We start from the raw sequence: 13,907 nt of genomic DNA on the forward strand, positions 1-13,907 counted from the left end.
GAAGAATTTTTTTGCTGACAGACCCCTGCTTTGCTCAGATGTCAAAATGGGATACCGGACGTAGCGGGCCTGTAATTACCGGTCAAAAATCTGGGCTTTGCGCTGACCCTGATTTTTACCTATAATCCCCTGCTCTCGAATTTCTGAAAAATCGGGGGAGTACCGGCAGGGGGGAGGGCCACCCCGATCATTGTTCATGGATGTGCAATACTACGAGACAGGATGTCGCGATGTGGTTTGATCTGTTGATTGTTGGAATTCTGATTTACGCAGTCTGGAAAGGCGCCTCTAAAGGTGTGGTCTGGCAGCTGGCTGCGATCGCCGCGCTGGTGCTTTGCTTCGCGTTTGCCGAATCACTTTCGGTGCAGCTGGCTCCGATGATCAATGTGAAACCGCCGCTCAATCGCTGGATTGCGATGCTGGCGATCTACATCGGCTTCTCGTTTATCTCCTTTACGCTGGCACGCAGCCTGAAGACGGCCATCGATTCGTTGAAGTTCAATGAATTCGACCGTCACCTGGGCGCCTTGCTGGGACTGCTTAAGGGAGTGGTATTCTGTCTGTTCCTGACATTCTTTCTGATTACGATTTCTGAAACCGCGCGGGCTGCTGTGATCAAATCGCACAGCGGGTACGCGGCTGCGGTGATTCTCAACGAAATGGCTCCCGTGATGCCTGCGGAGCTGCACGAGGTACTGGATGACTGTCTGGCCAAGCTGGATCATCCGGATGTGCCGATGCACCACGATGAGGACGATCCCTTTCATCACGATCATCAGCACGGGGACGACAATCCGTTTCCGCCGGGCTCCAGTGATCTGCCCAGCCCATTTTTTGAAAAGCCGGGAGGGAGTGGATCGGACGTACGGACGACCAACCAGGATTCGCTGCTGAAGGACATTCTGAAACGAATTCCCAGCTACCTCAGGGGCGAGCTGGAAGACAAGATTATTGAAGCTTACAACGCGACTGATCCCAAGGATCGGGAGCAGTTTGCCAGTGAATTATCATCCAAGATTCCGGGGGTGCTGCGGAGCGTGACAGACAACTGGGGAGAAGGTCAGCCCCAGGTCTCTGTACCCACGGAGAATTCGACTTTCGGGGCGAACGGGGCGCAGCAGATTACCAGCGAACGCACACAGCTGCTGAAGCAGATTGCGGCCGTCTATTCGGACTATCCTGATGCCCAGAAATCGATGATTGAGGAGTTTGAACTCGACCTGTCCGGACTGCCGGATCAGATCGTGATTGCCGTGTTGAAAGACTGGAAAGCAGACCTGCTGCTGGACGGGGGAGACCCCGATCCACAGACCGATGTGACCACGCCTTTAGACGCGCGTGTGCTGCGTCAATTGCAGCTCCAGCGGGTGCCTGTGAACTCGCTTGGTGCAGCGCTCCAGCAGCGGATGCAGAGCGTGCAACGCAGATAACGATTGCGATCAGAATCAGAGGCCAGCAGCGTTGATCTGCGAGCCTCTGAGCTGGTATTGCCAGTGATGGAGTTGCCGTTACGGTGATTCAGCGGGGCTGAAACAGGGTAAATTCAAAACCCTGTAAAAACAGGCCCAAAACAGCCCCGAACTTAACATAACGGACATTATCGGACGTTCGTGGTGGGGTGCATTTCAGGTGTTTGTGGTTCTGGATCCCTGTGAATCACAGGTGATGGAAAGGCCTGAAACGCACCCGCTGTGTTAGACGGGTTCCCCCGCTTCGTGGAACATACCGATCTTGCGAAACTTCTCGTAACGCTGGTCGACCAGCTGGTCTTTGGGGAGGCCTGACAGGCTCTTGAGATTGCTCGAGAGCGACGCCTTGAGTGCGGTTGCCATCTGGCGGTGATCGCGATGTGCGCCCCCCAGCGGCTCCGGAATCATTTCATCAATGATGCCCAGGTCGAGCAGATTCTGGCTGGTGAATTTGAGTGCCTTGGCGGCCTCGTTGGCGAACTTCGCGTTCTTCCATAAGATGCCTGCACAGCCCTCCGGAGTGATCACCGAATAGTAGGCAAACTGCAGTACGGAGATGTGGTCGCCGATGCCGATGCCGAGTGCTCCGCCGGAGCCCCCTTCGCCGATCACGACGCAGATAATGGGGGTCTTGAGCAGTGCCATTTCGCGGAGGTTGATGGCGATGTTATAGGCCTGTCCGTGCTCTTCGGCTTTGATGCCCGGATAGGCGCCCGGAGTATCGATCAGACAGATGATCGGGATGCCGAATTTCTCAGCCATCTTCATCTTGGAGAGGGCCTTGCGGTAGCCTTCAGGGTGAGCACAGCCGTAATAGCATTCGGTGCGTTCCTGCAGCGTGCGTCCTTTCTGTTGGCCGACAAACATGACCTTCTGTCCGTCGAGTTTGGCAAAGCCGGTCAGGATGGCCCGGTCGTCCCCCATGGCTTTGTCGCCGTGCAGCTCAACGAATTCATCGAAGACGAGTTCGAGGTAATCCAGGGTCTGTGGCCGCTCGGGATGACGGGCGACCTTGACGGTATCCCAGGCATCGAGATTCTCAAAGATCTCGCGCTTCATCCGCGTGATTTCCAGACGCATGTTGCGAATGGCATCTTTGGTGTTGGCGGTGGGATTGGGTTCCTGCTCGATTTTCTTGAGCTGTTCTTCCAGTTCGTAGATGGGACGTTCGAATGGAAGCTGGGTAAGTACGGACATAATCTATGGGACCACGTAAGAGATAGAAGTTAATTATTTAAACATGTCAGGCATTTTGACGGATGCAAGCAATTCTTGCAAGATTTTATATTTTCAGAACACATCCGGCAATTCTTCCATGAAAGGAAGATCATCATCATTTCGGGTTTTCTGCTCTTTTTCAGCCTCTTTTTTCGCAGCGGGCTGCTGAGGAGCCGGTGGTTGCTGCTGAGGCGGAGCTGCCTGAGGTGGTTTTTGAGCCGGTGGCGGCGGCTGCTGACCTGCGGGAGCGGGCTGCTGTGGCGCCGGGGGCTGTGGCGGTTGTTGAGGAGGCTGCTGCTGTTGAGGTGGCCCCGGTTGTTGTGGATACGGCTGCTGCGGGTAGGGCTGCTGTTGTGGCGGATAAGGCTGCTGCGGATACCCGGGTGGCGGATAGCCTCCGGGAGGCATAGGCTGCCCCTGGTACTGCGGCGGATACGGCATCGGCTGTCCGGGCATCGGCTGAGGCGGATACATGGGCTGCTGATACTGTGGTGGATACCCGCCGGGCATCGGTTGTGGTGGTTGCTGCTGCTGTTGCGGTTTTTTCTGTGGCGGTGGTTCCGGTTTGGGCTTGGATTTCTTGTTGGCGTTGCGCTGAGCAATCAACTGCTTGGCCAGTTCCGGATCATCTTTCATCAGCTGAGAGAGTTTGGCATCGGCGCGGCTGTCGAGCCGTTTTTCCTGCATCGACTCTTTTTCGGCCTGTTCGGCTTCCGCTTTTTCCTGCTCAATCAGTTCGGCAATTTCCTGTTTGAATATTTTCAGATTGCGAATGGATGAGACGACTTCTTCCATGGAGAGAAATCGGTTTTCCGGTTTCTTGGCCAGCATCTTCAGCACGAATTCATCCATTTCCGGAGTGACGTTCGGATTGATGCTGGACGGAGGCGCGGGGCGTTCGGAAATGTGCTTCAGCAGAACTTCCTTGGGGTTTTCACCGTGGAATGGTGTTTTGCCCGTCAGGACTTCGAAGATGGTAATGCCCAGGCTGTAGATATCGGCTCCCGGTCCGAGTGCCTGTTTCTTAATGGTCTCGGGAGCGATGTATGAGCGGGTTCCCTGAACCGACTTGGCTTTTCCGAACAGTTTGCCGATCCCCTTGGCGACGGGAACGGCGAGACCGAAGTCGATGATTTTTACTTCCGAACTTTTGCTGATCAGAATGTTTTCCGGTTTGATATCCTTGTGGACCCAGCCCTTCTCGTGCATGTGTCCCAATGCCATCGCGGCAGATTCAATCAGTTTGCGGAGGCGGTTCTGCACACTGCGGCGGTCGGATGAGATTTGCGACCGCAGGTTCGGTGCGCGGAAATAGTCCATCAGCAGGTAGCAGTTTTTTTTGTTCTTGATGAACTTATGAAGTTGAATCAGATTGGGATGATCGACGGCGGCGCCCACTTTGGCCTCGAGCTTCATCGTGGAGACCACTTCCGGTTTTTTCATTGCTTCCGGGAGCATCCGCTTCATGGCGAATGTGTTGGAGCCCCCCTGTTCTTTCACTTCCCAGATCTGAGTCGATGTGCCGTCTGCAATCATGCTGACGAGCTCATACTCATCAACGAGTTTATCGTTTTCTGTTTCAGTAGTTTCTTTTTCAGCCACTGCGCAACCTCTTGCTTGTTAGTGATCCGACTGAATCATTCCAGACTTATATTGTAACGGATGACAGTGCGGTGCTAAAACCCGAGTTCTCAGGGGAACGTGAAGGGAGCTTTGCGAAATTTCTGTGAGACAGGACTTTGCTCTGCAGTTTTATAGTGTAACGTGGCTGTCAGCTCAACGAAACAAATGATTTAAAAACTGACCTTTTTTTCAGGTGGTTTTGAGGGTGAGCTGCCTGTGGGTGTGCCGGGAGATGTGCTTGATTTACCGACGGTGGTCGCCGGCTGCAGACTGGCGCCATCGGCCAGGGGCTGGGTACTGCTCACCACGATCTCATCGTCCTTGTCGAACGCCGCAGAAACGTACAGGCGTTCGGGGCCGACCTGTCCCAGAATCTGGGGGGTGAGCTCTCTGATCACATTTTCACGAATGACCTGAATTTTGCGTTCCCCCTGCGGGCTGTTCTGGACAGCGACCGTGGGAATTTCTGCGATCGGGTAGCGTGGAATCAGGCTGACGCTGACCGCCTGCCCCGGCCTGTGCTGATTCTGTTTGTTGTCCATGACAACGACGGCTGAAGTGATCGAGTTGGCGAGGTCCCTGAGTTTTTCAAAGCGGGGATCGAGGGGCAGCACCTGGTTGACGGTTCCCTGGGTGGCCTGTTCTTCGACGCTCAGGTTCACTTTGTTCCCCACCAGCGCCTGGTCCCGTGCGAGGGGAATTTCGACTTTGAGCTGCGAGGTGTCCCCCAGTTCGAGCAGGGGCTGCCCTGCTCTGACATAGGTGCCGGGGGAGACCAGAATGCGGAAGACTTCCCCTTCGAAGGGGGCCCGGATCGTGGTCTGTTCCAGGCGGATGTTGGCGATTTTCAGTTCGGCTTCCGCGAGTGCCACGCTGGCTTTGGCAACGGCTGCTGCTTTGCCGGTAGCGTTTTTCTGTTCTTCCCGCGCGAGATCGAGGGCGGCCTGGGCCCGGGCGACTTCGGCCTGTGGAATAGCTGCTTCCAGGCGAACCAGGACTGCCTTTGATGCCGGCTTGTCTCCCGGCTGCACGTCGACCGTGTGGACGACCCCTTCAATGGGAGAGGCGATTGAGAGTTGCCGGATCGGCTTCAAGTTGAGAGGAACGTAATAGTCACGCGGATGTCTGAGCGTGATGGCTTCGCGTTCGATGAAGGCTGTCTCGGGTTTATCGCCTGCAGGCTGCTGTGCACTGCCCGGCTGGATTGAGGCGCAGAGCGTAATCAGAAGAACGGAGGACAGAACGGACAAACGAGTGTATGTAAAAAACTGAGCCAGACGGGTCTGCATTGCTTCGGCGCTTTCATGTACGAAGATGGTCACTAAGGTACAAAAGTCTCTTGTGCCGATTTTCGCTGACGGGTTGCGCAGTTTCAAGCAGTGTTTCCGCTTCTTTCCAGATTTCGCCGAAGATGTCTGGCTGTGATCAGGCGGAGATTACTGACAGAGAACCCAGCCACGCAGTTTCACACAGCAGGCTGAGGTGCAGTTTTTGGTGTCGATCCAGATCTGATGACACCAGTTGCGCGGCTTTTCGACGATCGCAGGTGGCTTTTCCAGTTGGAAGGTGACCGCGGGGACGTAGCGTTTTGCCTGGACGATCCCCTTCAACAGCGAAGCCGGGGAAACCTTGGGCGGTGATTTGGCCTGCATCAGGTGGCAGGCAGAGAGGGCATCCATGGCGTATTCTGCACAGTGGATTCCATTCGTGCGTTTGCCCGTGAGGTGATGCTTGATGGAATAAGGTGTTCCCAGTTTCTGATCGAGCAGTCGTTCGTATTCCTCGGTCATCTCTTCAGTGAACGCAGACCGTGGGTGGAAGACATGGATCGAAGCGGGACGCTGTGTATTCAGGTAGTTTTTCAGCGTCAGACAGCGGGCTCCTGCCCCGTTCATGCTGTCATAGACGACCGGTTCCCCATTTCGCATGACAATCATGGCGACATGCGTGTAAGGACTCTGGGTGAAAATACGAACGGCGAGACAGTCTCCTTTACTGAACAGCAGTGTGCCCGTCTCAACGCGTGTGGAAAGTGAATCGGCCAGTTGGTCGAAGGTCTTAAAATTCATCGTCATCTGTGGTCTTGCAGCCTCGACTGGCTGTTCATTCCTTTGAAGATCCTGTGGCGTGGAAGCGAGGACAGCAATTGACAGGAATAATGACATAACGGCCTCCTTCTGGATAGAGCAATCTGAAATGCCTTATATGAGCACTCCGTTGCGTTGCAGACGGTTTTCTCAGTTACTTAAAGCGATATTTTCACATTCGCAGTTCGCTGTCAACGGGGTGATCTTGGAAAAAGATCAGAAAAATATCCGTAAAAACGGGAAATCAATGACAGCCAGCCTGAGCGTATTGCCAGAAAATGACTCGATTTAAGTCTGTTATATCAAATATATCAAAGCTGTTTTAAGTGAAAGAGGTCCTCTGTTGTTATTCTGGCTTGCGAGCGGCGAGCATGAAGTGGTGTACTGCCCCGTCGATGGCGACATCGGTGAAGAGATCCAGCAGACGATGAGCGTACCATTGATACTGCTTGGTCGAGAACTGCAGGAGTCCGCCCGGTTTGAGCGACCGCAGACAGAGTTGCAGAAACTGTTCCCCCTGCTCTTCGCTGGTGAAATAGGATTTATTCGTGAGCAGGTAGTCGTAGGTTTCTTCGGGAATGTCTGCTTCGCCGGTAATCAGTTCCGCACGCACCGTGGTGAGTTCGTTCTTCGCGATCCCCTGCTCTGTACACAGAATGGCGCGGGCGTTGGTGTCCACGGCGTGCACGTCGGCATTAGGACAACGGGCGGCAGCGGCGAAGGCAACGATACCTGAACCGCAGTCGTAATTCAAAATCCGGGATTCATCGGTGAGTTCCATCAGTTTGATCAGCGTGCGGGCACTCTGGTTGGGACGTCGATGACTGAAGACGCCGGGCAGCGTGTATGCGTAAAGCAGTCGCTCGCCTTCGCGGATGGCTGTTTCATCCTCGAATGTTTTCTTCTCCGGCGCGTCCTGCTGTTTCTTGCCCTGGTAGACAATGCCTGCGTCCGAGACGACGCGTGTGACTTTGGAAAAAAGTGACTGCAGGAACTTGTGGTATTCGTAATCTTTGTCGCGCGGCGAAGCGATGGTCAGCGTGCCCCCCTGCCCCAGGCTGCGGACGGCTGAGAGTGTCAGATCGCGAACGTATTCATCGGAAAACTGTTGAGAGAGTGGCAGCAGGACGGCATCGTAATCGGTTTCCGGTAACTCGCTGTCGCAGAGGGATTGAAATCCGGCACTGATGGTGATGGTCTCGTCGGACTTGAGTTCAGTAACCTGCTCGGCAATCTGCGTACTGACCGATTTGTTAAAGCTGAAACAGTCGAGCTGCGTTTCCAGACCGGGGCGCTGCAGGAGTTCGATCGTGAACGGCTGCAGGTTGGTTTGAAAACAGAGTGCCCGCGTCGGCTGCCAGTCTGCGTCGAGGAAATCGAGGAGCAGTTGTTCGGGGGGCGGCTGCAGTTTCTGTGAGCGTTGTTTCTTTTTCGAACGTCGCGACATCGGTTCTGGTCTTCAGGTTGGGTTTAAAAAACGGAAAATTCTTTCTTAAGCAGTCCGTTGCCGGTCGTCAATCATCAGGCGACGCGGCAGATAAAACATTTCAGGTAGTGGTTCTCGGGACAACTGGGGGAAACCGGATGGTCGGCCGGCTGGCCCCGCTGTTCGAGGACCTGGATGTGGCGACCGGTCTGCTGTGCGACCGAGGCCAGCATCTGCTGAAAGTCCTGTTGCGTGACGAGTCCGGAGCAGCTGCAGGTCACAAGGATGCCACCCGGTTTGAGTACATCCAGAGCGAGCCGGTTCAGACTGAAGTAACCTTTGAGGGCCTGCTTGACCCCACTGCGGTGCCGGGCCATCTTGGGCGGGTCCAGGATCACGGAATCGAACTGTTCCCCCTGCTCTTTGAACTGTTCGAGCACAGCATAGGCTTTACCCGACTGAAATCGGATCCGGTTGCCGACGCCATTCAGCTCCGCATTGGCGGTGGCCTGTTCGATGGCCCCCTGGGATGCGTCGAAGGCCTGCACCGACTGTGCCTGTCCATGAATGATGGCATTTAGCGCGAAGGCACCGGTGTAGCAGTGCATTTCCAGGACGCGATGATTTTTGAGATAGCGGGCGGCTGCCAGGCGGTTGTCGCGCTGGTCGAGATAGAACCCGGTCTTCTGTCCGGTCACCATGTTCATGCCGTAGCGAATGCCGTTCTCTTCGAGGAAGAAGTGCGGCGGTGGAGTTTCGCCGAACAGCAGCTGATCGGAAATTTCCAGGCCTTCGGCTTCACGCATGCCCTTCTCCGTGCGGAGCCAGATGCCTTTGCAGGGGAACCGATCCTTAAGGAAGCGAATGACCAGATCCTGTTTCTGCGAGAGGGCCAGGCTGGAGAACTGGACCAGAAACCAGGAACCGTAACGGTCGATGGTGAGTCCCGAGAGCTGGTCGGCTTCACTGAAGACGAGTCGGCAGCCGGAGGTTTCGAAGTCTTCCAGGAGCCCGGTCTCTTCGCGGAGTGCGACGGCCTGTGTGAACCGCTCGATCCAGAGTTCGTCATTCAGGGGCTGCTCTGCGTCCCACGAGTAGAGTCGCACGCGGATGTTGCTGTTCGGGTTGAACAGGCCTCGCGCAATGAATTCTCCCCGCTCGGTCTGCAGCAGGACTTCCTCTCCCGGCTGGGGCTTGCCCTCGATGCGCGAGATGGCACCGGCAAAGACCCAGGGGTGTCGACCGAAGAACGGAAGTGCGCGGCGCGGCTTGAGCAGGACGCGCGGTAACGGTGGTGTGTCGGTTTCCCCGTTCGTTTCCGAGACGGAGGGCGAAGAATCACTCATGAGAGTTTTCTAATTAAAAAGATCGAACGAATATCGAGGACGCTCGAAAAGATCAGCGAGGTCCAGCATCCCGTCAGAGTGGGAGTGGAGCGTATTTATATAGGATCAATACAGGCGGACTTTCAGCGGGTCCCGGTTGCCTGCACCGAGGGGTTATGAATCACTGGAAGCGGAATTGGTTGAACCTTCCACCTCAGCCAGGTAGGCCAGCAGTCGATCGCGTTCATTGGTCAGGTGACGGACGCGGAGCAGTGAACGGACGCGGGTCGTCAGTTCGATGCGGTTGACGGGCTTGGTTAAAAAGTCATCACAGCCGGCCTGGACCGATTTTTCGATGTCGCCCATTTCACTCAGCGCGGTGATCACGAGGATCGGAATGTCGCGGGTCTCTTCGCTCTGTTTGAGCTGGGCGCAGACTTCATAACCGCTGAGCTTGGGCATCATGATGTCGAGCAGAATCAGGTCGGGTTCGATTTCAGCGACTTTTTCCAGCGTCTCTTTCCCATCGTAGGCCATGAACGTTTCGTAGCCTTCATCCAGCAGGTAGGCATCGAGCAGTTCACAGTTCTGATGATTATCATCTGCGATGAGGATTTTTGAATTCTTCAATGAGATTTCAGACGACATGGTCTATAAGCCTAATGTGATGAAAGTTTATGAATACCGGGCCTGTTACTCCCGCGATAGCTGACTTTGATTTCTGTAATTTATCTCATTTAAAGTCGAATCACAATAACTGCCAGTCCGATTTTAGGGCCCCTGCCCCGTTTTTCGAGCCGAATCAGGCCGTTACCGCCACTAGGCACAACGGCACTGACCACCACAGCCGGATGATTCACCCGTCGCAGCGGCATCCTGATTCTTCCGCTGGCAGCCACAACCCTGCTTGTTACAGCCGCATTTCTTTTTGATGGCCTGGGTCACTGGAGAGGCGACGATCATCCGCCGGAGCAGAACTTCGTTGATCCGGCCTCGAAAGCGGATTTTGCCATCGATGAGCACAACGGGGACACAGGTGCCGAATTTTTCCACCAGGGCGGGATCACTGAAGATATCGATCATTTCCCAGGCTGGCAGGTAGGCGGCGTAGTCTTCCAGGATGTCGACGGCTTCTTCACAGAGCGGGCAATCGTGTTTGGTGTAGACGGTCAGGCTTTCAAACCGCTGGCCCGGTTCATCGGGCATCCAGTCTGCGTCCTGTACCACAGGCTGCTGCCTGAGCTGTTTTTTCATTTCGACTTTGGAAACCTGGTGCAGAACGGCCACTCCGCCTCCGGAGAGTCCCAGCGCGAGCAGTTTCCAGATCGAAGGGCTGGAGTACCAGGAGCGTGGCATCTCAAAGGGGAGCCATTCCGTTCCGATAAATGAGAGAGCCAGGATGGATAACCCTAGAAATAACATGGAGTTACCCAGAAATGCGAGCCCCGGCGGTAGTTCCTCTTTATGTGCAATCGTACTCATGTGTCTTTCCTGATCCGTCCCTGTGAGCAGCCAGACCGGTCCCTGATCTGTACTATATAAGTAATCATCGAATCCTGACGCCAAATATTATAGTCAATTGCCCTGCTTTTTAAATCTCTGCCCGGTTTTATCCCTGTTTTCATTAGAACGGAGGGGCCTGGGAGCACTTTCTGAATTTACCGCGACACACTGGTAGTGTTCAAATTATCTGAGCTTATTTATGGAAACCAGGTGTCCCCCAGCGGGGATTTTTGCATTCAGGGGGAATCGGGATATTCCTTAAACCAATACTGGTCAGTCGTTAAATCGGATGCTAGAGTGTTACTATAGCCCCGCGCAGATGAGAGTTTCATCGATGGACACGTTGAACGAATTGGTAAAGAATGGCAGGTAAACAAACGGCCGAGGGTTTTCTGAACCTGGTGAAGCAGAGCGGTCTGGTATCGGTCGATCAGCTGAAAAAGCTCCTCGCGGAATACCAGGAGCAGGACCGGAAACTGGGGGAACCCAGTGAGATCGCCGAGGAACTGATTGGGCGAGCTTTACTCACGCGCTGGCAGGCGAACAAGCTGCTGCAGGGAAAACACAAGGGGTTCTTCCTGGGAAAGTACCGACTGCTGGATCTGGTCGGCAAAGGGGGCATGAGTTCGGTCTACCTGGCAGAACACGTGCTGATGCGGCGCCGGTGTGCTATCAAGGTCCTGCCTTCCAAACGCGTCAATGACGCCTCTTACCTGGCACGATTCCATCGCGAAGCCCAGGCGGTCGCCTCGCTGGACCATCCGAATATTGTACGCGCGTATGACGTCGATCATGAAAAAGAGAACGACGCTGAGATTCACTTCCTGGTCATGGAATACGTGGACGGCAAAGATCTGCAGGAGATCGTCAACAAGAACGGGATCCTCGATTTCCGGGACGCGGTGAATTACATCCGCCAGGCAGCCAATGGTCTCGCGCATGCTCATGAAGCAGACATGGTGCACCGCGACGTCAAGCCGGGCAACCTGCTCGTTGATTCGAAAGGGGTCGTCAAGATCCTCGATCTGGGGCTGGCGCGTTTCTTCCATGAGGGAGAAGACAAATCGCTGACGATCGCACACGATGAAAAAGTGCTGGGGACGGCAGACTACCTCGCGCCCGAGCAGGCGATTGACAGTCACCAGGTGGATTCCCGGGCCGACATCTACAGCCTGGGATGTACACTGTACTTCCTGTTGACGGGGCATCCCCCCTTCACCGAAGGTTCGCTGGCACAGCGACTGATGGCGCATCAGACCAAGGAACCGCCTCCGGTCACTGATGACCGTCCCGATACCCCCGAGGATCTGGTGCAGATTCTGAATAAGATGATGGCCAAGGATAAGGAAGAACGGTATCAGACAGCCTACGAAGCGGCGGCGGCCCTGTATGAATGGCTGCAGAGTCACACCGATGAAGAATGGCGGCAGAACAATTTGAGTAGCGGCGTCGGGTCTGGCGTGGGGCTGACCCAGGGGGAAGGGAGCGGCGCGGAGAAAGGGAATCAGAATCCGGAGCTGGCAGCGTTCCTGTCGAACCTGAAGGAAGAATCCGGCATCGCCCGTGAAACCAAACCGGAGAGCCCGAAACCCGAAGCGCCCAAACCACAACGGAATCCGGGACTGCTGCAGCCAGCCTCCTCCAGTCCTAATGTGCGTGACTCCTCGGTTCTGCCCGATGATAAAATCAGCTCGGCGTCGACACGGATCGCCGGCAGTTCTGCTGTGCAATCTTCGGCGGCAGAAATCAAGCCGGAACCACCCCAGGAAAAACAGGCAGCGAAACCCGTGGCCAAACCTGTCGCAAAGCAATCGGAAAAAACCGCGGCGAAACCGGTAGCCAAGCCGGTTGCGAAACCGGTGGCCAAGGCGGCGCAGAAGCCCGTTAAGAAACCGGCTCCAGTCAGCAAAGCCCTGCCCGACGATTCTGTGATTCTCGAAGCAGAAGTGGATGAGGAAGAAGCGGAAGTCGTTGAAGAGGCGGCTCCCGCAGAAGCGGTCATCGGCGGACGTCAGTGGATCATGCCTGCAGTGATTGGTGGCGGGATTGGGGTGCTGTTGATTATCGGCGTGGTGATGTTCGCCCTTTCCGGCGGCGAAGATGAGAAGCCCGCCCCGGAAGTGGTCGCTGATAAAAAGACCGAACCGGCGCCACCGCCCGAACCGGACAGCCTGCCGGATGAAATCATGGTGGGACCGGAGGCGAAATACAAAACGATCGCCGCGGCTCTGAAAGATATCAAGATCGTCTTTGACAAGAACTTTGGCGTCGACAGTAAACAGTACACAATCAAGGTGGCCGCCGGCCAGGAACTCAAAGAGCGGATTCAGATCGATAATTCGGATCTGAGTTATCCCAAGGGAATTACCATCGTGGCCGAGAGCGGCAAACCGGTGATTCTGGCTCCCGAAGGTCCGGAAGCGGTGCTGAGTCTCAAGGGAATTGAAGGGCTGACGATCGACGGATTCTTAATCCGGGCCCAGGGGAAAAAGGTGGCGATCGAGCTGTCTGAATACCTTGTAGGAACCAGCCTGAAAAATCTGAAGGTCAATGATTTTCAGCAGACTGGAGTCCTGGCGAAAGGGGTTTCCGGTCTGGAGGATGAACCGTTCCTGCTCGAGAATGTAAGCCTCAAGGCGGGCAGCCCGAACGCCATTGGCCTGGACTTTACCGGCGAAACGAACCGTGGTCTGGTTCTGGCGAATGTCCGCTGTCTGACAGCAATGCAGGTCGGCGCCCGTTTCTCATCCAGTGTGCGGGATACGCAGATCAAGGAGTGTATTTTCTCCGAAAGCATGACGGGCATTCAATTCGAGTCGCTGGGATATACCTTCAGCAGTCTCAAACTGACCAACAACACTTTCTTTATCACTAACTCGGCAATTGTGATTACCGCGATGCCGACACCCGACAGCGAACTGGTGGAAATTTCCCGTAACCTGTTCTCGACTGTCGAAGGGGCGGAAGCCAAAGTGGAACAGAATAATAATCCCGAGCTCTGGGGGAAAATTCTGAAAGCCCAGGAAAACTATTCCTCCCGCACAGCGCCCAGCCCGGTGCCTGCGAACGAACTGAGTCTGTTCAAGAACAAAGGCAAACAGGGGGACGCGAAGTTGAACGATTTTGTTTCCACCACGCCCGGTGATGAGAAGTTCCTGTCCCCTGCCCCGGACAACCCGGCCCGTAAAGTTGCGGGGACACCTGGTGGGATGAAACCCTATGTGGGTGCGGTCGCGCCGTAAGGGAAGCAACTCAG

The 13,907-nt window shown here is 55.1% G+C and carries 10 protein-coding genes; 2 read left to right on the plus strand and 8 right to left on the minus strand.

Going from position 1 to position 13,907, the window contains the following annotated elements:
* Positions 1–230: 230 nt before the first annotated feature.
* Complete coding sequence (locus tag FYZ48_RS26725) at positions 231–1,430, plus strand: CvpA family protein (protein WP_187782243.1); 1,200 nt, start codon at positions 231–233, stop codon at positions 1,428–1,430.
* A gap of 264 nt (positions 1,431–1,694) precedes the next feature.
* On the opposite strand, the gene FYZ48_RS26730 is transcribed toward FYZ48_RS26725, so the two are convergent.
* The 8 genes from FYZ48_RS26730 to FYZ48_RS26765 all read right to left on the minus strand — a co-directional run bounded on the left by FYZ48_RS26730 (position 1,695) and on the right by FYZ48_RS26765 (position 10,630).
* On the minus strand, positions 1,695–2,666 hold the full coding sequence (locus tag FYZ48_RS26730; RefSeq protein WP_149345554.1) for an acetyl-CoA carboxylase carboxyltransferase subunit alpha: 972 nt from the start codon (positions 2,664–2,666) through the stop codon (positions 1,695–1,697).
* Between the two features lie 93 nt (positions 2,667–2,759).
* Positions 2,760–4,289, minus strand: a complete 1,530-nt coding sequence (locus tag FYZ48_RS26735) for a serine/threonine protein kinase (RefSeq protein ID WP_149345555.1) — start codon at positions 4,287–4,289, stop codon at positions 2,760–2,762.
* 191 nt (positions 4,290–4,480) lie between these two features.
* Positions 4,481–5,632: an efflux RND transporter periplasmic adaptor subunit gene (locus FYZ48_RS26740; protein WP_187782244.1), complete on the minus strand. Its 1,152-nt coding sequence runs from the start codon at positions 5,630–5,632 to the stop codon at positions 4,481–4,483.
* Positions 5,633–5,746: 114 nt separating this feature from the next.
* Positions 5,747–6,475, minus strand: a complete 729-nt coding sequence (locus FYZ48_RS26745) for a YiiX/YebB-like N1pC/P60 family cysteine hydrolase (RefSeq protein WP_149345557.1) — start codon at positions 6,473–6,475, stop codon at positions 5,747–5,749.
* A gap of 268 nt (positions 6,476–6,743) precedes the next feature.
* Positions 6,744–7,844 carry a methyltransferase gene (locus tag FYZ48_RS26750; RefSeq protein WP_149345558.1) on the minus strand — a complete coding sequence of 367 codons (1,101 nt, stop codon included), beginning with the start codon at positions 7,842–7,844 and terminating at the stop codon, positions 6,744–6,746.
* A gap of 74 nt (positions 7,845–7,918) precedes the next feature.
* Positions 7,919–9,169, minus strand: coding sequence for a class I SAM-dependent rRNA methyltransferase (locus tag FYZ48_RS26755; protein ID WP_149345559.1), 1,251 nt, complete (start codon positions 9,167–9,169; stop codon positions 7,919–7,921).
* Positions 9,170–9,322: 153 nt separating this feature from the next.
* The gene (locus FYZ48_RS26760) at positions 9,323–9,796 is read right to left on the minus strand and encodes a response regulator (RefSeq protein WP_145039544.1); all 474 of its coding nucleotides are present in this window, start codon (positions 9,794–9,796) and stop codon (positions 9,323–9,325) included.
* Between the two features lie 171 nt (positions 9,797–9,967).
* Positions 9,968–10,630, minus strand: a complete 663-nt coding sequence (locus FYZ48_RS26765; RefSeq protein ID WP_149345560.1) for a glutaredoxin family protein — start codon at positions 10,628–10,630, stop codon at positions 9,968–9,970.
* 383 nt (positions 10,631–11,013) lie between these two features.
* Between FYZ48_RS26765 and FYZ48_RS29825 the strand changes: the two genes are divergently transcribed.
* A complete protein-coding gene (locus FYZ48_RS29825; RefSeq protein ID WP_149345561.1) occupies positions 11,014–13,893 on the plus strand; it encodes a serine/threonine protein kinase in 2,880 nt (959 codons plus the stop codon).
* Positions 13,894–13,907: the final 14 nt, after the last annotated feature.

The organism is Gimesia chilikensis (assembly GCF_008329715.1).
GTDB classification, from domain to species: Bacteria; Planctomycetota; Planctomycetia; order Planctomycetales; family Planctomycetaceae; genus Gimesia; species Gimesia chilikensis.

Excerpts from the sequence above, each read along its gene's own strand:
- FYZ48_RS26725 (WP_187782243.1), top strand. The coding sequence starts at position 231 with ATGTGGTTTGATCTGTTGATTGTTGGAATTCTGATTTACGCAGTCTGG.
- FYZ48_RS26730 (WP_149345554.1), bottom strand. The coding sequence starts at position 2,666 with ATGTCCGTACTTACCCAGCTTCCATTCGAACGTCCCATCTACGAACTG.
- FYZ48_RS26745 (WP_149345557.1), bottom strand. The coding sequence starts at position 6,475 with ATGTCATTATTCCTGTCAATTGCTGTCCTCGCTTCCACGCCACAGGAT.
- FYZ48_RS26750 (WP_149345558.1), bottom strand. The coding sequence starts at position 7,844 with ATGTCGCGACGTTCGAAAAAGAAACAACGCTCACAGAAACTGCAGCCG.
- FYZ48_RS26755 (WP_149345559.1), bottom strand. The coding sequence starts at position 9,169 with ATGAGTGATTCTTCGCCCTCCGTCTCGGAAACGAACGGGGAAACCGAC.
- FYZ48_RS26760 (WP_145039544.1), bottom strand. The coding sequence starts at position 9,796 with ATGTCGTCTGAAATCTCATTGAAGAATTCAAAAATCCTCATCGCAGAT.
- FYZ48_RS26765 (WP_149345560.1), bottom strand. The coding sequence starts at position 10,630 with ATGAGTACGATTGCACATAAAGAGGAACTACCGCCGGGGCTCGCATTT.
- FYZ48_RS29825 (WP_149345561.1), top strand. The coding sequence starts at position 11,014 with ATGGCAGGTAAACAAACGGCCGAGGGTTTTCTGAACCTGGTGAAGCAG.